Origin of the sequence: Larkinella soli (assembly GCF_003703975.1) — a bacterium.
In the GTDB taxonomy this organism is placed as follows: Bacteria; Bacteroidota; Bacteroidia; order Cytophagales; family Spirosomataceae; genus Larkinella; species Larkinella soli.
In genome coordinates this window covers 61,085-80,008 of the sequence record NZ_QTJY01000008.1, presented here as the reverse complement: position 1 = coordinate 80,008, position 18,924 = coordinate 61,085, and the positions used below count along the sequence as shown (strand labels likewise).

The following is an 18,924-nucleotide window of genomic DNA, read 5'->3' as shown; positions in this document are numbered from 1 at the left end:
TTTACCTCCTGAGACAACCGGGCGGCAAAACAAGTCCGGGAGGACGGGCTGAAACCTGTGTTTTTTGCCGTAGTTTTGTACGCGCATCGGCGACCCGTTCAATCCGCTTTCCAGAATGGACATTCAGACACGACTTAAAGAGGCCATTACCAGTGCCACCGGCTCCCTGTTCGACCAGCCGGTGGAAAACGTGGCATTACAACCTACCAAAAAAGAGTTCAAAGGCTTATATACCTTCGTTACCTTTCCGTTGACGAAAACCACCCGAAAGCCGCCCGTCGAAATCGGTCAGGCCATCGGCAATTACCTGAAAGAGAACACGGCTTTCGTCAGCGACTTCAACGTCGTACAGGGCTTCCTGAATATCAGCATCGACGACGGGGTCTGGGTCGATTCGCTGAACGGTATCCTGTCCGACGCCGATTTCGGCCGGCTGCCCGCCAAAGGCCAGACGGTAATGGTCGAATTTTCGTCGCCCAACACCAACAAACCGCTGCACCTCGGCCACCTGCGCAATAACTTCCTCGGCGATTCGATCACCCGGATCCTGAAGGCCGGCGGCTATGACGTGGTCAAAACCTGCCTCGTCAACGACCGCGGCATCCACATCTGCAAGTCGATGCTGGCCTATGAGGAGTTCGGAAACGGCGAGACCCCGGAATCTACAGGCATGAAGGGCGACCACCTCATCGGCAAATACTACGTCTGGTTCGACCGGGCCTACAAACAGCAGATCGAGGAACTGGTGGAGGAAGGCATGAGCGAGGAGGAAGCCGAGAAAAAAGCGCCCCTGCTGCTCAAAGTGCAGGAAATGCTCCGGAAATGGGAGCAGGGCGATCCGGACACCGTGGCCTTATGGAAAAAACTGAACCAGTGGGTCTACGACGGCTTCAACGAAACCTACCACAGGATCGGCGTCAGCTTCGACCGGACGTATTACGAATCCGAGACCTACCTGCTCGGCAAAGACATCATCGAGGAAGGGCTGGAAAAGGGGGTTTTTTTCCGGAAAGAAGACGGCTCGGTCTGGATCGACCTGACCGACGATGGGCTGGACCAGAAACTCGTTCTCCGCTCCGACGGCACCTCCGTTTACATCACCCAGGACCTGGGAACTACCGACCTGAAATTCCGTGATTTCGCCATCGAACGGTCCATCTGGGTGGTCGGCAACGAGCAGAACTATCATTTCGAGGTGCTGTTCGCCATCCTGCGCCGGCTGGGCCGCCCGTATGCCGAAGGACTGTACCACCTCTCATACGGGATGGTCGACCTGCCCAGCGGCAAGATGAAATCCCGCGAAGGTACCGTCGTGGATGCCGACGACCTCATGGAGGAAATGCGCGAAACTGCCGAAGCCCGCACCCGGGAACTGGGAAAAATCGACGATTTCGCCGGCGAGGAGGCCCGCCACCTGTACCATACCCTGGCCATGGGCGCCCTGAAGTATTTTCTGCTTAAGGTGGACCCGAAAAAGCGGATGCTGTTCAACCCGCAGGAGTCCATCGACTTTCAGGGACATACAGGGCCGTTCATCCAGTATACCCACGCCCGCATCTGTTCCGTGCTGCGCAAAGCCGAGCAGATGGGGCTGGAGGTCAGGCCCTCATTAAAACCGGTCGAACTATCCGAAATTGAGCAGCAAATCGTATTTTTGCTGAGTCAGTATCCCCAGCGGATCGCCGAGGCCGCTGCCGACTTTGCTCCCTCGTACCTGGCGCAGTTTGCGTTTGAACTGGCCAAGGCCTACAACCAGTTCTACGGAGAGCTTTCGATCCTGTCCGAATCCAATCCGGACCGCCAGTTGTTTAGGGTGGCCCTGTCCGGAGCCGTGGCTGAAACCATCTGTAAAGCAATGGAGTTATTAGGAATTGAAGTGCCAACTAAAATGTAAACCCGTACTATTCCAATGAAAAAGTCACTTCTTGTAGTCAGCGTTATTGTATTAGCTGTAACCTTATCCAGCTTTATGTCAGTCAAAAGTATTCTTACTCACGTTTTGAAAGATCGGAACGAAGTGGCGGAGCGGCCCGAATCGGCAATAGCTCCGACGAAAACCCTGTTTGACTTTACGGTCAACTCGATCGAGGGCAAATCCGTATCCCTCAAGCAGTTCAAAGGCAAAAAAGTCGTCGTGCTGAACACGGCTTCCAAATGCGGCTATACTCCGCAGTTCGAAGACTGGGAAGCTTTCTACAAGAAGCACGGTGACAAAATCATCGTGCTGGGTTTCCCGTCGAACAACTTCAAGAACCAGGACCCCGGCTCCAACGAAGAAATCGCCGAGTTCTGCAAGAAGAATTACGGGGTGACCTTCCCGATGTTCGAAAAAGTCGAAGTCCTCGGTGAAAACCAGCACCCGCTGTACAAGTGGCTGTCGGACAAGTCGCTGAACGGCTGGAACGACAAGGTTCCGACCTGGAACTTCTGCAAATACGTCATCAATGAAAAAGGGGAACTGACTCATTTCTTCGGCTCGAAAGTAAAACCGAACGACGACGAGTTCAAGGCCGCCGTCGGCATTTAATCGGTTACTTAGATTGATCCCTTAAAATGTCGGGTGAAAAAGTAGCGCTGCTCCATTCGCGGAACTACTTTTACACCCGGCATTTTAATTTTAGATCCCATGCGCTCCTGGCTTGCGGCCGCCCGGCCGCGTACGTTGCCTCTGGCTCTGGCCAGCATCATCCTGGGTAGTTTTCTGGCTTCGGCTTCCGGTCGGTTCAGCTGGACGATTGCCGTCCTGGCGGCCCTGACCACCATTTTCCTTCAGATTCTTTCCAACTTCGCCAACGATTACGGCGATGCCGTCTCGGGCAAGGACACCGCCGAGCGGGTCGGCCCCCGGCGGGCCGTCGCCACCGGCCTGATTACCCGGGAAGCGATGCTGCGCGGAATCATCGTCACTTCGGCGCTGGCGCTGGTTTCGGGCATCGGGCTGCTGTATGAAGCGCTGCATGATGCCCCGGCCCAAACTTTCTGGGGCTTTCTGATCCTCGGTTTTCTCTGCATCGGCGCGGCCATCGCCTACACCAACGGCCGGCGGCCCTACGGGTACAGCGGCTTCGGCGACATTGCCGTGCTGATCTTTTTCGGCTGGGTGGGGGTTCTGGGCACCTATTTCCTGCATACGCTCACCTTCGACGCGATCCTGCTGCTGCCGGCCACCAGCGTGGGACTCTTTGCCACCGGCGTGCTGAACATCAACAACATCCGCGACATCGAGACGGACGCCAAAACCGGCAAATACTCGGTTCCCGTGCGGCTGGGCCTGGAGCGGGCCATCCGCTACCACTGGCTCCTGCTCCTGGGCGGAATGTTCTGCGCCATCCTTTATACGTTGCTGACGGGCCATTCGTGGCTGAGCTGGCTCTATGTCCTGGCGTTTCCGCTGTTTCTGATCAACGGCCGGGCCGTGGCGCACCATAAAAAGTCGGCCGAGCTGAACCCGCGCCTGGGCCAGCTGGCCCTTTCGACTCTCGTATTCGTGATCCTCTTCGGCCTCGGCCAGCTGCTTTCCTGATCCCATGAAAACACTCGGAATCATCGGCGGAATGTCCTGGGAAAGCTCCGCGGCCTATTACCGGATCATCAATCAGGAGGTGGGCTGCCGGCTGGGCGGCAACCACTCGGCCAAACTGATTCTCTCCAATGCCGATTTTGAGGAATTCGTCCAGTGGCAGAAGGCCGACGACTGGGCCGCCGTCGAACGGGCCGTCGACGGAATGGCTCAGGGGCTGGTTCTGGCCGGAGCGGAGTGTGTGGTGATTGCCTGCAACACCCAGCATGAGGTAGCCGATGCCGTCGCCGACCGGCTTTCCGTCCCGTTGCTGCACATTGCCGACGCGGCCGGGGAGGCCATCCGGAAAGCCGGCCTGAATCGGGTTGGCCTGATGGGCACCCGGTTCACGATGGAACGGGCTTTTTTCCGCCGGAGGCTGAAGGAGCGTTTCGGAATCGAGGTGATTCTGCCCCATGAACCCGATAAGGACTTCATTCACCGGACCATCTATGAAGAATTCGGGCGGGGCATTTTCAGCGATACCACCCGCGGGCGGTATCTGGAGATGATCGGCCGGCTGGCGGATCGGGGCGCGGAAGGCGTCGTTCTGGGCTGTACGGAGATCCCGCTGCTGGTCCGGCCGGAGCATACGGAGGTGCCGCTGTTCGATACCACGACCCTGCACGCCATGGCGGCCGTAGACTTCTGCCTGTCCTGAAATCCGGCCGGAAATGGACCGGCAGTTGTCCCGTTCGATCAGTTGATCGAAATTTTATGTAATCATTTACCATTTAATAAAACAATCATTTTCCGATTGCGTTATTTTTTCAGGTGGTGAACTCCTGTGAAGATCGGAAAAGTGCGGCAAGAACAGTTCACCACCTTTTTTTTCTTCGAATACCTCTCTTCCTGCCTTGTTCGGCAACTGGTAAGCCGAATCTCTGAGTAAAGCAAACTTCCTTCCGGTATTGTCAGACGATGGCATTTATTTTGCTTGGTGGTTTGAACCTACCCTTACTCACGGCAAAACGTTATGATACACTACTTTACTGGTATTCAACAACGGGTTCAATGCCTCGGGCGTCGCTATATTACCGGTGTCTTGTTTTTGCTTTCCGGTACCTCCATCACCCTTCAGGCCCAGACCGTCAGCAAGCAGATTATTGTCGATCAATTCGGGTGGCGGGCCGCTGCACGGAAGCACGTGATCTTCGCCGATCCCGTCAGCGGCCAGAACGGCAGCATCAGTTACACCCCCGGCGGCCAGTTCCAGGTGCGTCGTAAATCTGATAATACCGTCGTCTTTTCGGGAAATGTTACGGCCTGGAATGCCGGCAACACCCACGGCGACTCGGGCGACAAGGTCTGGCACGGTGACTTTTCCGGTCTGACCACCCCCGGAACCTATTACATCGTCGACCCGTCGAACAGCCTTCGTTCCTACGACTTCGACATCAAAGCCGACGTTTACGCGCCGGTTCTCCGGACCTCCGTCCGCACTTTCTACTACCAGCGCAGCGGAACCGACATCCCGGCCACCTTCGGCGGCAACTGGACGCACCCGGCCGCCCATGGTCAGGACGCCAACGCTCAGTTGTATACCACCTCCGCCCAGGGCGGCACGAACCTCGACGTACGGGGAGGCTGGTATGATGCCGGCGATTACAACAAGTACGTGCCGTTTCTGTCCGGGACGCTCTGGGACCTGATGGTGGCCTACGAACTCCGCCCCACCGCCTTTCCCGACAACACGAACATTCCCGAATCCGGTAACAGCATTCCCGACCTGCTCGACGAACTGAAGTGGGAATTCGACTGGCTGCTGAAGATGCAGGCCGGAAGCGGGGGTGTGCATAACCGGGTGGCCGTCACCAGCTACGACAATGGCACGGACAACCCCGCCACCGACACCCAGCCCCGGTATTACACCAACATCACCACCTGGGCCACGGCTACCTTTGCCGCCCTGACCGCCCATGCCGCCCGCCTGTATCAGAACACCAACCCGGCCTATGCCACCACGCTGCGGACAGCCTCCGAACGGGCCTGGGCCTACCTGGAATCGACCCCGGCCATGAACCCGGCCTCCGGTACCGACGGAGCCTCGCTGGCGGCCGCCGACGCCGGTTCCAACGGCAATGCCGACAAACGGCTTCGCATCTACGCAGCCGCCGAACTCTTTCGGACTACCGGAACCGCCAAATACAAAACCTACTTCGAGGCCAACTACAAGGACGTCGGCGGCACCAGTGAGAACGGGTTCCATCCCTTCTCGAACGGCCACCTCGATGCGTCGCTCTGCTGGGACCTCAACCGGGCCTACTTCGTCTATAGCCAGACGCCCAACGCCACGGCCTCCATCGTCGGTGAGCTTAAAAGCCGCTTCCTGAACGTCATGGACTGGTTCATCGAACCCTATTTTACCTCCCGCAACGACCCGTATCTGGGGTTTATGTGGAACGGTCATTATTCCTGGGGGTCCAATCTTCAGAAAATGAAGTGGGCCCAGCTATCGATCCTCTCGGCCGAACTGGGGGTCAATACCGCCAAAACCGCTCTGTATAAGGAAATTGCCGAAGAATACCTGCATTACATCCACGGCCGCAACCCGCTGAACTGGGTCTACCTCAGCAACATGGGCGCCAAAGGAGCGAATGCCGGGGCGGAAAATTCCGTGATGGAGATTTACCACAGCTGGTACCGCGACGGCTCGGCCCGGTACGACGGGGCCAACTCTCAGTTCGGACCGGCACCCGGTTTTCTGGCCGGAGGGCCGAACCAGTATTATTCGGGAACGACCGCCCCGCCGAAAGGCGAACCGCCCATGAAAGTCTACCGCGACTGGAATACTTCCTGGCCGGATGCTTCCTGGGAAGTGACCGAACCGGCCATCTATTACCAGGCGGGTTATACGTTCGTCGTAGCCTATTTTACGGAGAACGGCGGCAGCCAGCCGAATGTTACCGCATCGAGCAACAGCCCGGTCTGCACCGGCCAGACGCTGAACCTGACGGCTTCGGGCGGGGGAACGGGAGCTGCCTATGCCTGGAAAGGACCGAACGGCTTTACCTCCACCCAGCAGAACCCGGCCATCGCCAATGCCGGCGCGACGGCGGCCGGCTCCTATACCGTCACCATCACACCGGCCGGCGGCACCGCCCAGACGGCCACCACGAGCGTAACGATCAACCCGGTTCCGACGGCCACCGCTTCGAGCAACAGTCCGATTCCTGCCGGGCAGACGCTGAATCTGACGGCCGCCAATGCCGGTGCCGGAGCAACCTACAGCTGGTCCGGTCCGAACAGCTTTACCTCCAGTGTTCAGAATCCGTCCCTCGCGGGCGTCACCCCGGCAGCCGCCGGTACCTATACGCTGACGGTCGGGCTGAACGGCTGTACGAAAACCGCCACCACCGCCGTCACCGTCAACGGTACGGCCCCGGCGACCGCCATGATCTACGACGACGCGCTCAACGCGAACTGGGTAGACTGGTCGTGGAATACGACCCGGAATTTGGCCAACTCCACGCCGGTGTACAGCGGGACCAAAAGCCTTTCGGCAAAATACGATGCGGGCTGGGCGGGGCTTTACCTGCACGCCAATACGGCCGTGGGCCTGAGCGGATTTACGCATCTGAAATTCTGGGTACACGGCGGCACCAATACCGGCCAGCAGATTCAGGTCATCCTGAACGGGGGCGGGCCGTCGTACCGCTTCACAACCACCGCCAACCAGTGGAAGCTGATTACGGTGCCGCTGTCTACCTTCGGTAATCCGGCCACCCTGACCGACATTTTCTTCCAGGAAGCGACGGGAAGCGCCCGGCCGGTCTGTTATTTCGACAGGATTTATCTGGCTAATTCGGCCACGGCCCGGGAGGGCGTTTCGGCGGAGGTGGCGGCTTTTCAGCCGGAGGTGTCGGTATATCCGAACCCGGTCGACAACGGCCGCTCGCAGGTGACGCTGAAGTTCAGCGGCTTCGGGGCGGATGAGGCCGTCCAGACGACGCTGACCGACGGACAGGGGCGGTCCCTCCTGCGGCAGAACTTCAAACTAAATAGCCCGGAGAAGCAGCTTTCCGTACCTAAGCTGTCTCCGGGCCTGTATTACCTCAAAGTAGACGGGGAAACCAGTCAGCAGGTGAAAAAACTGCTGGTGAGGTAGTCCGGGATCAGACTACCTCAATTTTCACCCGCAGAAGAAATTCGTCCATTTCGATCTCCGTCGCGTTGCCGTTCAGGTCCGTCACCAGGTCGAGCGACTGGGCCTGCACTTCGCGGCAGATATAGGGCCGGTTGGCCTCGATGGCGTTGGACAGCACCGCGTTATTGTTTTCCAGCGTGATGGTGATCTTGTCGGTCACGTCGAAATCACGGTCTTTCCGCAGGTTCTGGATCCGGTTGACGAAATCGCGGGCGATGCCCTCCCGGCGGAGTTCTTCCGTGATCGTTACGTCCAGGGCCACGGTCAGGCTGCCTTCGCTCGCCACCAGCCAGCCCGGCACGTCCTCGGTCCGGATTTCCACGTCCTGCATCGTAATCTCACCAATGGCCAAGGACAGACTTCCGGCGGCTTCGAGCTTCCGGATGTCGTCTTCGGTCATGGCGTTGATGGTAGCGGCCACATCCTTCATCTTCGGCCCGAACTTGGGTCCGAGGGTCTTGAAGTTGGGCTTGATCTTCTTCTTCAGGATGCCCGACGCGTCGTCGATGAATTCGACGGCCTTCACGTTGACCTCCGACTGGATGATGGGCGCGACGTGTTCGATCTGACGGCGGGTGGTTTCGTTCAGTACCGGGATCAGCACCTTCGTCAGCGGCTGGCGCACCTTGATCTTGTGGCCTTTCCGCAGCGAATGCACCAGCGACGAAATATCCTGTCCCAGCTGCATCGACGTTTCCAGATCGGTGTCGATCAGGTCGCGTTCGGCCGGCGGGAATTCGGTCAGGTGCACCGACAGGTCGGTTTCCTTCGTCAGGTTGCGGTACAGCCAGTCGGCGAAGAAGGGCGCAATGGGCGACATCAGTTTCGATACCGTCGTCAGGCATTCGTGCAGCGTTTCGTAAGCCGCCCGTTTGTCGGGGGCTTCGGCCGTATTCCAGAACCGCCGGCGAGAAAGCCGCACGTACCAGTTCGACAGGTGATCGTTGACGAAATCCTGGATGGCCCGCCCGGCTTTGGTTGGGTTGTAGTCTTCGAACTGCTGCTCCACTTCCAGAATCAGCGACTGAAGTTTCGACAGAATCCAGCGGTCCAGTTCCGGGCGTTCCGAAACCGGGATGGTCCGGCGGCCGTCGAAGTCGAAGCCGTCGAGGTTGGCGTAGAGGGCGAAAAACGAGTAGGTGTTGTACAGCGTCCCGAAGAACCGTCGTTGCACTTCCCCGATGCCGTCGATATTGAATTTCAGGTTATCCCAGGGCTCGGCGTTGGTGATCAGGTACCAGCGCGTCGCGTCGGCCCCGTAGGTCGCCAGCGTATCGAACGGATCGACGGCGTTGCCCAGCCGTTTCGACATCTTATTGCCGTTCTTGTCCAGCACCAGACCCGTCGAAACCACGTTTTTGAAGGCTACCGAGTCGTTCAGCATCCCGGCGATGGCGTGGAGCGTGAAGAACCAGCCGCGCGTCTGATCGACGCCCTCCGAGATGAAATCGGCCGGATAGGCCTTATCGAAAATCTCCTTATTCTCGAACGGATAGTGCCACTGCGCATACGGCATGGCCCCCGAATCGAACCACACGTCGATCAGGTCCGGTTCGCGCTGCATGAGCTTCCCGGACTCGGAGAGGAGGTATACCTCATCGACATAAGGGCGGTGCAGGTCAATTGTTGAGTTGTTGAGTTGCTGAATGATTGAATTATTTTTTTCGAGATAGGCATTCCATTCCGTACGGTTTTCCGCCTTAATTAATTCTATCATTCTTCGATTCGACAATTCAACCATTTCTTTCAGCTCCGCGACGGAGCCGATGCAGACTTCCTCGCCGGTTTCGCTGCGCCAGATCGGCAGTGGGGTGCCCCAGTAGCGGCTGCGGCTGAGGTTCCAGTCGACGAGGTTTTCGAGCCAGTTGCCGAAGCGGCCGGTGCCGGTGCTTTCGGGTATCCAGTTGATGGTCTTGTTCAGTTCGACCAGCCGGTCTTTTTTCGCCGTGGTGCGGATGAACCAGCTGTCGAGCGGGTAATACAGGACGGGTTTGTCGGTCCGCCAGCAGTGGGGGTAGGGGTGTTCGTATTTCTCGACGCGGAACGCCTTGCCTTCCTCCTTCAGTTTGATGGCGATCAGCACGTCCGTAGGCCGGAACTCCGGGTCGGCCTGCTCCTCGTCGGAGTAATACTGCTCTTTCACATACCGCCCGCCGAACTCGCCGATCTCCTGCACGAAGCGGCCCTGCCGGTCGACGATGGGCACTTCCTTCCCGTTTTCATCGCGGACCATGATCGGCGGGATGCCGTTGGCCTGCGCGACCCGGAAGTCGTCGGCCCCGAAGGTGGGGGAGGTATGCACGACGCCCGTACCGTCTTCGGTCGTCACGAAGTCGCCGAGGATGACGCGGAACGCGGGTTTTTCGGGCTGAACGTAGGGCAGCAGCTGTTCATATTCGATGCCTTCCAGGTCGGCGCCTTTGAACGTCTTGAGTATGGTCCAGGGGGTTAGTTTCTTATCGCTGGCCGCGTAGCCCTCGAAGTCGCCGTCCTGCCCTTTTTCGTTAAACCAGCGGCCGACCAGCGCTTGGGCCAGCACCACCTGCACCGGCTCGTGGGTGTAAGGGTTGAAGGTCTTCACCAGCACGTAGTCGATGTCTTTGCCGACGGTCAGGGCCGAGTTGGCGGGAAGGGTCCAGGGGGTGGTCGTCCAGGCCAGGATGTAGCTCGGTGTCCCGTCGGCCGACGCCAGCAGCTGCGCCTTTTCCGACGGTTTTACCCTGAACATCGCCACGATAGTCGTGTCCTTCACGTCCTTATACGTGCCCGGCATGTTCAGCTCGTGCGAGGACAGCCCGGTACCGGCTTTGGGCGAATACGGTTGGATGGTATAGCCTTTATACAGCAGACCCTGATCATACAGCTTTTTGAGCAGGTACCAGAGCGATTCGATGTATTCGTTGTGGTAGGTGACGTACGGGTTTTCCAGATCGACCCAGTACCCCATCTTTTCGGTCAGGTCGTTCCAGAGGTCCGTAAATTTCATCACGGCCTCGCGGCACCTGCGGTTGTATTCCTCGACGGAAATACCGCCTTCCGAAGCCGGTTTTCCGATATGATCCTTGGTGATTCCCAGTTCTTTCTCGACCTGGAGTTCGATGGGGAGGCCGTGCGTATCCCAGCCGCCCTTGCGCTTCACCTGAAAGCCCTGAAGCGTTTTGTACCGGCAGAAAATATCCTTGATCGCCCGGGCCATCACGTGGTGAATACCCGGTTTGCCGTTGGCCGAGGGGGGGCCTTCGTAAAAGGTAAACGTGGGCTGACCGTCGCGCGTTTCGACCGATTTCTCGAACACGCGGTTCGCCTTCCAGAACTGTAGTACGTCGTCGGCGACCTGAGCGTAATTCAGGTTTTTGTATTCTTTGTAACTCACGGTGTTGCTGGGAGATTAATCAGGCTGCAAAGATACGGAATTTGCAGGGAAGACCCATCTCCAAATTCCGTATCCCAACCGGGTAACAACCCGCATCCCGAATTAATTTCCTGCCCACCGGCCGTCGCGGATGTCGGTCAGCGCTACCTGAGCCGGGTCGAGCACCACATGCCGGATCTTTTTCCGGTGGAACGTATACATGATATGCACCAGCCCGTCGCGGGTCTGGATCACCGAGGGGTAGGAGAACTCCTTGCCAGGATCGTTTTCGAGCACGGCGGCCGCCTGCCAGTGCTTTCCATCGGGCGAGAGGGCGACATTCAGCGGAGAGCGTCCTTTTTCGGTATGATTATAGACCAGCAGCTGGCGGCCGTCTTTGAGGGTAACGGCGTCGGTGCCGGAGTTGGGGTTGGGCAGTTCGGTGGCTTTCAGGGCGGTCCAGTGTTCGCCTTCGTCGTCCGACCAGGCTTCCAGCACCTTGCCGTTTTTGCTGCGGCAGAGCAGTTGCAGGCGGTTATTCGGGTGGAACAGGATACTGGCCTGAATGGCGCTGAACTCCTTTCCGTCGTTCAGCGGGGCGGTTTTTTTCCAGGTCTTGCCGCCGTCGGTGGTGCTTTCCATGTGCAGCCGCCAGCCGTCGTGTTCAGTGCTGGCGGGGCAGAGCAGTTTGCCGGAGGCCAGCAGCACGGGTTTGTTCTTGATCGGGCCGAGAATACCGTCCGGGAGTTTCGTCGGTTTCGACCAGGTCTTGCCGCCGTCTGTGGAGGTGATCAGCATCCCCCACCAGGTCGAGGGGCTGGGGCCGACCTTGTAGAACAGCAGCAGCGGCCCGTTGGGCATCTGAAACAGCACCGGGTTCCAGGTCGGATGCCGGGTGCCGTCGGCCTGCACGCCGTTCGCCAGTTCGACGGGGGTGGTCCAGGCATTGTTCTGATACCGGCTGAACCAGATGCCGACGTCGGGGTGCCGTTCGTGGGTGCCGCCGAACCAGGCCGCCACCAGCCCGCCGGGCGTTTCGGCCAGGGTGGAGGCATGGCAGGAGGGGAACGGTGCCTGCTCGTAGATGAATTCGGATTTAAGAACGCCTTTCGCCGTCTGGGCGGAGGCCATGCCTGACAACAGGCCGAGGGTCAGGAGGGAGAGGAGGAATCGTTTCATGGTTTGGGATGGGCTTACCACCAGAGCTGCCGGTGATCCGAATACGTAAACAGCCGTTCCTTCTGCTTCGGATCGTCGGGCAGCAGGCGGTAGACGGTTCCCGACGGGACGTTGTCGAAGCGCAGCGGTCGGTCGGGCCGTTTGACGGCTTCTCCGGCCGCCTGCCAGCCGTTGTCCCAGTAAAACAGACGGTACCGCCGGTGGTCCAGGGGCCGGCTGCGTTTCTGATCCAGGCAGATGCTGTCCATCGTCTGAATGAACGGGATGAACTCCCGGCCGAGCGAGAATACCGCAATTTCCTCCATGCCTTTCGACTGGAGGGTTTCGACGGTAATCGTGCCCCGGCGCGTCCGGTCGGCTTTCAGCGTAACGGTTTTTCCGGTTTCTTTTTCCACATAAAGCGGGTTTCCGATCGGAGATACTCCTTTGTCCCGTTGATACGTGCAGGGCAGGTACAGGATGCTGCGCGCCATCTTCGGGAAAGTCAGCCGGTTACCGGCGGGTTTGGCCCAGTAGACCGGCTCCCAGGAGCCGCTGGAGAACGTAGCCAGATACGCGATTTCCGGCTGCCCGGTTCCGGGCAGCGGCACCGCCACCGTACTGGTCGGCAGGTACTGGTCCGTCACGTCGATGTAGCGTTCAAAGGTCAGATCGTCCGGAATCAGGGCGTGGTCTTCGACCTGGCGGACCAGCGCTTCCGGGTTGCGGGAGAAGGTGGACCGGTAGATTTTGGCCGGCAGCCGCTGTTCGTGGTAGATGCCGAACGGGTCGAAGCTGAGCGGGTCGGTTACGTCGATTTCACAGCCCATGAAGGGAATCCAGCGGCCGGGGCCGGTCTGGAGGGCGTTCCAGGCATGGCCGACGCCGTTGTTGTTGCTCCACCGGGAAACAAAGTCCGTCGTTACCGGAATGCCCAGCGACCGCAGGGGGTAATTGACGAGCATCGTCATGGCCCAGCAGTTGCCCGTTTTCTGTTTCATCAGCTCTTCCCAGGCCAGGAGCTGGGCCGGTTTGGTCGCCGTTCCGTACTTGAAATCCCGCCGGATGTCGTTGTTGACCGAGTCGGAAATATCGACGTTGCGTTTTTCGGAGTTTTCGTAGGTCGTCAGCAGGGTGGCGTAGCGGCTCAGGCCCTGCCCGCGCCAGTCGGTCAGCGGTTCGCTCGCCATCCGGTACGGGAGCACGTATTCGCAGAAGTCGTCGAACCGCAGGCGGCCGGTTCTCAGGCGCTCGCCCGCCGTCTGAAAGGCCAGGTCGATGTTACGGATCAGGTAATCGGCCTCCACGCTGCCCAGATCCTCGGCCCGGGTGTCGCCGGTCCGGAGTTCATCCATCTGCCCGACCAGAAACTCCGCGGATTTGCGCTTGAGGCTGTCCTGCGGAGCCCGATAATGCGCCTGCAATTCTTCCAGCAGGTTTTCCTTGTAATGCGAGCGGATTACGTCCTTGACCTGCTCCTTCAGTTCGGAGGGGCGGCAGGCCTGAAAACCAGGCAACAGAGAAACGAACAGGAGGAGGGTCGGAAAGACCGGCTTTTTCATGGGAGTCGTTCAGGTTTGGATGGGAAACGATGGGACAGGGTCTGCATTTCCTTCAAAATATCCCGGGTCGCCGGCGAGTGAATTTCGTAGGGCATCCGGAGTACTTCCCGCGCGGTTTCCACGGCTTTCAGGGTGTCGCCGGTTTCGGCATACAGTTTGGCCAGCAGATAACGCGGATACATTTTGTTGGGCAGGATCAGAATGGAGGTCCGGTAAGCTTTTCCGGCCTGATCGAATTTTTTCAGTTTCTGGTAGGCATTGCCCAGGTTGATGAAAAGAAACGGGTCGTAGATGCGGGCGGAGGCCTTTTCCAGGACGGCGGCACTCTCCGCATACTCTCCGTTCAGCAACAGGGCCTTCCCGAAGCCGAGCCAGGCATTCGGAACATACGCCAGATCGGAGGCATGAGTCCGGTAGCTCCCGACGGCTTTTCCGAACTCCCGGGCGGACAGGTACCCCCGGGCCCGGCCCATATTTTCCTGGGCCCGGATGAACCGAAGTTCTTCACGGACGGCTCCGACCATCAGGCCGAGGGTCAGCAGCAGGGCAAGGCGCGCGAGGGGTGTCCCCGACGAGGCTGATACCACCGCGGGTCCGGTTTTGGCGGAAACCAGAAAGGCGAAGAACAGAAACAGGAACCAGATGAAAGGCAGTTCGAAGGGATAGGAAAAGCAGGCGGCCACCAGCACGGCCAGAATACCGCCCAGCGAGCCGATCAGGAGCGGGTTCCGGCCGGCAATCCCCCGGCGGCCCGACCGGAAAAGCCGGAAGATGACCAGTCCGAACAGTCCGAAGCCGACCAGCCCCGTCTCGACCAGAATCTGGAGAAAGTCATTGAAGGCGTAAGCCACGTAGTCGGCCCGGATCAGGGCGGCCGGGTCGTCGGCGTACTTCTCCACATAGCGGCTCTGCAACTCCCCGAAGTGGGTGCCGAACCGCCCGAACCCGATTCCGAAGACCGGGTGCGTCCGGATGGATTCCCAGCCGACCCGCCAGACCAGCGCCCGGCCCTTCACGGAGTTGGGTTTGAACTGGTACAGCAGGTACGGACTCACGACAGCGAACCCGATCAGAACCGGAATGACCGTCAGCTTCAGCCAGGACGTCGTTTCCCGGAAGATTTGGAGCAGGGGGGATTTGTATCTCAGAAAAAGCAGGAACCCGGTGCCCGTCAGACCGCCCAGCCAGGCCGAGCGCGACTGCGTGGCCGGAAGAATGACCGGGATCGCCCACACCGCCACCCGGCATAACCCGACCCACCCCCGGTAGAGGGGAAGACCGGGCGCCGGGAACAGCAGACCGGCCAGTGCAAACGTAAAAATCGGTGCCAGGAAAATGCCGAACGGTCCCGGATTATGAAACAAGCCCGTCATCGGAAACAATTTGTTATGACTCTTGCGCAGGCCCAGCAGCTGAAGTTCACCACTCACGCACTGGTAGATGCCGACCAGCAGCAGCCCGCAGGCGCAGGCCATCATCAGGCGGTTTCCATACGGCTCCTCCAGAAATAACTGTTTCAGCAGCAGGAAGGCCAGGATGGGCAGAATCGACAGGATCACCCCCTCACTGAAGCCGACCCCGAAAACCGCCCGGTTCAGCAGCACATAGACGCCATAGAGCAGGAAAGCCAGATCGATGCTCCCCAGACGAATCCGGATGCGGTGGAGAGCCGCGTAAAGGACAAAGCCCATCACGAAAAAGGCCGGGGCCAGCCCCGGGAAGTGGACTTTCAGCCGGATGTTTTCAAACGGCGGAATGCCCGCCAGGCTGCCGAGAAAAAAAAGCAGCAGCGGAAGGAGAAGTACCGCATAGCGCCGGCTTCCGGAAAGCGCTCTCCCGGAAGTTAATTTTCTGGAGATCGGTCGACTGGCCTGCGTGCCCGGTTCTGTCTTAAAAGTCGACATATTCGGACTGGAAACCGAGCGTTGACAGTTTTAACTGGCTGGACGACGAAATACCGGAATGACGGCTGATCCGGGCATTCAGGACCGAGGCCGTGATCAGGAGGGCGATCAGAAGAAATTTAAGAAAAAGTCGGATTCCGGAGCCGGTAAACGGTTTTTGCATAGCAGGCAGGGGTGGACAGAAGTGGGAAAACCCCGAAAATATAGGCGAAAACGACCTTACCTGCCAAACGAAAGGATGATTAAAATTTAATCTACCCGCTTCAGAATGAAATTCTTAACCGAGTTTTCCTTCACAATTTTCACCAACTGCCCCTTTTCGTAGAAATACTCATCTTCCCGGTCTTCGATCCGGACGATGTAACTGCCCTTTCTGGTCGGCTCGATGGTTGCGAACTTTCCGAAATATTCTGCGTAGACCCGCTTCCGCCCGACCGGCTCTTCAAAATACATCCGGGTCAGCGAGAAATCGATGGGCTGCGTTTCCGTGGATTTGTAGGTGTATTTATACTGGTCGGCCCGGATGTCGTAGTGGTCGTCCTGCCAGGCGGTGGTGGTCAGGAAGTCGCCCCGATTGGTGTGAGCCTCCACCTCGGACCGAAGCAGCTGCCGGGCGTCGGTGCGGGTCGACGTTTTGTAATTGATCCGGATTTTTCCGAAAAACCAGAACTCGACGTTGCTGGTTTGGGTGTAATGATGGGTCGCTCCGCTGACGGTGTGGGTGGACACCTGCGTGCCGATCCGAAGGCCGGCAATCTCGATGGCGTGTTTAACCGTGGTGGCCGGACCGGGCGTCTGGGCCGGGGCATTCAGAGCCAGGCAGCCGGACAGAAGGGCGGTGGTGATGAATCGAAACAAGGTCGTTACTGTTTTTTCTACATTTGGACAATTGAATCCGGTGCTACCCCCATTCATGAAGCGGTTTTTTTGTTTCCTCCTGGTCCTGCTTGCCGGAACCGGTTTCGGTCAGAACACCGGAAACCTGATTCCGAAACCAGCCTCCTTTCAGGTCCGGCCCGGACAGTTCGTCCTGCGTCCGAACACGATCCTCCGGGTGCCGTCGGGTTCGGAAGAGGTGATCGCCCTCGCCGGCACGCTGGCCGACCGCCTGCGGGCCGCGGGCGGACCGGCCCTGAAAGTACAAAACAGGAACCAGACCCTGACGCCCGCCCATACGATCACGTTCGTTCTTGTATCCGATCCCGCCCTGGGAGCAGAGGGTTACCGGCTGGATGTGCAACCCGATTCTATAACGATCGAAGCCGCCCGACCCGCCGGTTTTTTTTATGCCCTTCAGACTTTGTATCAGTTAATGCCGCCGGAAATCTTTGGTAATCAGCCTTCTGCGGTTTCTTCCTGGGCGGTTCCGGCCTGCCGGATCGAGGACCGGCCCCGCTTTGCCTACCGGGGTCTGCATCTGGACGTCAGCCGGCATTTTTTTTCGGTATCGTTCGTAAAAAAATATCTCGACCTGATGGCGTTTCATAAGCTGAACACCTTCCACTGGCACCTGACCGACGACCAGGGCTGGCGGATCGAGATAAAAAGGTATCCGAAATTAACCGAAATCGGTTCCCGACGGAAGGAAACGATCATCGGTCACTATTACGAATCCGACCCGCAGCAGTTCGACGGCCGGCCTTACGGCGGCTTTTATACGCAGGAGGAAATCCGGGAGGTGGTCCGGTATGCCCGGGAACGGTACATCACCGTCGTTCCGGAAATCGAGATGCCGGGTCATGCGGTGGCGGCCCTGGCGGCTTATCCCGAACTCGGCTGCTCCGGCGGCCCGTATGAAGTCGCGACCAAATGGGGCATCTTCAGCGACGTATTCTGCCCCTACGAGAAGACGTTCACCTTTTTGCAGGAGGTGCTGACGGAGGTGATGGACCTGTTTCCCGGCCCCTACATCCATATCGGCGGAGACGAATGCCCGAAAGCGAGCTGGAAGGCCAGCCCCTATTGTCAGGCCCTGATGCGCCGGTTGAAACTGAAGAACGAGCAGCAGCTACAGAGTTACTTCATCGGCCGCATCGACCGCTGGGTGCAGTCGAAAGGACGGAAGATCATTGGGTGGGACGAAATTCTGGAGGGCGGCCTCTCGGCCGGCGCTACCGTCATGAGCTGGCGCGGGACCAAAGGCGGTATTACGGCGGCCCGGCAGGGGCACGACGCGATCATGACGCCGGGTGAGTTCGTCTATTTCGATTATTACCAGTCCGACCCGACGCAGGAACCCCTGGCGTTCGGCGGCTTTACGCCCATCGGGAAAACCTATTCGTTCGAGCCGGTTCCGGAGGACCTCCCGGCCGCCGTGGCCCGCCGGATCATCGGGGCGCAGGCCAACGTCTGGACCGAATACATCCCGACCCCCGAAAAGGTGGAATACATGGTCTGGCCCCGGGCAGCCGCTCTGGCCGAGGTAGTCTGGACACCCCGCGAAGGGAAAAGCTGGGAGGATTTCAGCCGGCGGATGCGGCCGCATTTCCGTCGGCTCGAAGCGATGGGCGTCCGGTTTTCGCGGGCGTTTTTCGACGTCGTCGCCGAATCGACGGCCGCGACCGACGGCACCGTCCGGGTCCGGCTGACGGCCAAAGACCCGGAGACGGAAATCCGGTATACGCTGGACGGCAGCGAGCCGACGGCGCTTTCGCTCCTATACGCCGGCCTGATACACCAGAACCGGACCGGACCGCTGAAGGCGGTGGCGGTCCGGAACGGAACGGTGGTCGGTGAAGTGCAATCCTGGTGGTTTGCGGGGTCGAAAGGTACCGGAAAACCGGTCCGGCTGACGACCCCCGCCATCAAACCCGCCGGGGTCGATCCGGGTCTGCTGACCGACGGCCGGTACGGCTATACGACAGGCTATCTGGCCGATATGCGGGGCATCGCTCAGGTACGAACCGCCGACCTGGAAGCCACCATCGATCTGGCGAGGGTGGATACCGTCCGGTCGGTGCGGATCGGGCTGGTGCGGGCTACCGCCGGGAACGTCCGGCTGCCCCGGCAGGTCGAGGTGGCGGTTTCCGGGGACGGCCGGATCTTCCGGACTCTGAAAACGGTGTCAATGAACCCGGAAGAACGGGGACGGAAGGAGATCGTCCGTCCGACCCTGAACTTCGAACCGACCCCGGCCCGGTTCGTTCGGGTGACCGCCCGCAATGCAGGAGCCGGGGGTTGGGTGGCTGCCGACGAGATCGAAGTGAACTGAGGACCACCCCCAACCCCCTCCTTGGCAAGGA

Annotated in this window: 12 protein-coding genes; 6 read left to right on the top strand and 6 right to left on the bottom strand. The window is 59.2% G+C overall.

Annotation, left to right across the window (positions count from 1 at the left end):
• Positions 1-115 precede the first annotated feature (115 nt).
• The 5 genes from argS (at position 116) to DX909_RS15445 (ending at position 7,667) form a co-directional block, all read left to right on the top strand.
• Positions 116-1,894 (top strand): arginine--tRNA ligase, encoded by a 1,779-nt coding sequence (gene argS, locus DX909_RS15465; RefSeq protein WP_128546102.1) that lies wholly within the window; start codon positions 116-118, stop codon positions 1,892-1,894.
• Between the two features lie 15 nt (positions 1,895-1,909).
• Positions 1,910-2,527, top strand: coding sequence for a glutathione peroxidase (locus tag DX909_RS15460; protein WP_128546101.1), 618 nt, complete (start codon positions 1,910-1,912; stop codon positions 2,525-2,527).
• Between the two features lie 99 nt (positions 2,528-2,626).
• Complete coding sequence (locus tag DX909_RS15455; protein WP_128546100.1) at positions 2,627-3,523, top strand: 1,4-dihydroxy-2-naphthoate polyprenyltransferase; 897 nt, start codon at positions 2,627-2,629, stop codon at positions 3,521-3,523.
• Positions 3,524-3,527: 4 nt separating this feature from the next.
• On the top strand, positions 3,528-4,220 hold the full coding sequence (locus DX909_RS15450; protein WP_128546099.1) for an aspartate/glutamate racemase family protein: 693 nt from the start codon (positions 3,528-3,530) through the stop codon (positions 4,218-4,220).
• A 390-nt stretch (positions 4,221-4,610) separates the two neighbouring features.
• Positions 4,611-7,667, top strand: coding sequence for a glycoside hydrolase family 9 protein (locus DX909_RS15445; RefSeq protein WP_164851297.1), 3,057 nt, complete (start codon positions 4,611-4,613; stop codon positions 7,665-7,667).
• 7 nt (positions 7,668-7,674) lie between these two features.
• Here the strand turns inward: DX909_RS15445 and ileS are convergent, their stop codons facing one another.
• The 6 genes from ileS to DX909_RS15420 form a co-directional block, all read right to left on the bottom strand.
• Positions 7,675-11,079, bottom strand: a complete 3,405-nt coding sequence (gene ileS / locus DX909_RS15440; RefSeq protein ID WP_128546097.1) for an isoleucine--tRNA ligase — start codon at positions 11,077-11,079, stop codon at positions 7,675-7,677.
• Positions 11,080-11,181: 102 nt separating this feature from the next.
• Complete coding sequence (locus DX909_RS15435; protein WP_128546096.1) at positions 11,182-12,237, bottom strand: sialidase family protein; 1,056 nt, start codon at positions 12,235-12,237, stop codon at positions 11,182-11,184.
• A 14-nt stretch (positions 12,238-12,251) separates the two neighbouring features.
• Positions 12,252-13,778: a transglutaminase-like domain-containing protein gene (locus tag DX909_RS15430; RefSeq protein ID WP_128546095.1), complete on the bottom strand. Its 1,527-nt coding sequence runs from the start codon at positions 13,776-13,778 to the stop codon at positions 12,252-12,254.
• The gene (locus DX909_RS15425) at positions 13,775-15,682 is read right to left on the bottom strand and encodes an O-antigen ligase family protein (RefSeq protein WP_128546094.1); all 1,908 of its coding nucleotides are present in this window, start codon (positions 15,680-15,682) and stop codon (positions 13,775-13,777) included. The genes DX909_RS15430 and DX909_RS15425 overlap by 4 nt, the downstream gene beginning before the upstream one ends.
• Positions 15,669-15,845: a hypothetical protein gene (locus DX909_RS29560; protein ID WP_164851296.1), complete on the bottom strand. Its 177-nt coding sequence runs from the start codon at positions 15,843-15,845 to the stop codon at positions 15,669-15,671. Before DX909_RS29560 ends, DX909_RS15425 begins: the two co-directional genes overlap by 14 nt.
• An 86-nt stretch (positions 15,846-15,931) precedes the next feature.
• Positions 15,932-16,540 carry a DUF6134 family protein gene (locus DX909_RS15420; RefSeq protein ID WP_128546093.1) on the bottom strand — a complete coding sequence of 203 codons (609 nt, stop codon included), beginning with the start codon at positions 16,538-16,540 and terminating at the stop codon, positions 15,932-15,934.
• A gap of 55 nt (positions 16,541-16,595) precedes the next feature.
• Here DX909_RS15420 and DX909_RS15415 point away from each other — a divergent pair, with 55 nt between their 5' ends.
• Positions 16,596-18,893: a glycoside hydrolase family 20 protein gene (locus DX909_RS15415; RefSeq protein WP_164851295.1), complete on the top strand. Its 2,298-nt coding sequence runs from the start codon at positions 16,596-16,598 to the stop codon at positions 18,891-18,893.
• Positions 18,894-18,924 lie beyond the last annotated feature (31 nt).

Coding starts and splice junctions, on each gene's coding strand:
- argS (WP_128546102.1), top strand. CDS start 116: ATGGACATTCAGACACGACTTAAAGAGGCCATTACCAGTGCCACCGGC.
- DX909_RS15460 (WP_128546101.1), top strand. CDS start 1,910: ATGAAAAAGTCACTTCTTGTAGTCAGCGTTATTGTATTAGCTGTAACC.
- DX909_RS15455 (WP_128546100.1), top strand. CDS start 2,627: ATGCGCTCCTGGCTTGCGGCCGCCCGGCCGCGTACGTTGCCTCTGGCT.
- DX909_RS15450 (WP_128546099.1), top strand. CDS start 3,528: ATGAAAACACTCGGAATCATCGGCGGAATGTCCTGGGAAAGCTCCGCG.
- DX909_RS15435 (WP_128546096.1), bottom strand. CDS start 12,237: ATGAAACGATTCCTCCTCTCCCTCCTGACCCTCGGCCTGTTGTCAGGC.
- DX909_RS15430 (WP_128546095.1), bottom strand. CDS start 13,778: ATGAAAAAGCCGGTCTTTCCGACCCTCCTCCTGTTCGTTTCTCTGTTG.
- DX909_RS15425 (WP_128546094.1), bottom strand. CDS start 15,682: ATGTCGACTTTTAAGACAGAACCGGGCACGCAGGCCAGTCGACCGATC.
- DX909_RS29560 (WP_164851296.1), bottom strand. CDS start 15,845: ATGCAAAAACCGTTTACCGGCTCCGGAATCCGACTTTTTCTTAAATTT.
- DX909_RS15415 (WP_164851295.1), top strand. CDS start 16,596: ATGAAGCGGTTTTTTTGTTTCCTCCTGGTCCTGCTTGCCGGAACCGGT.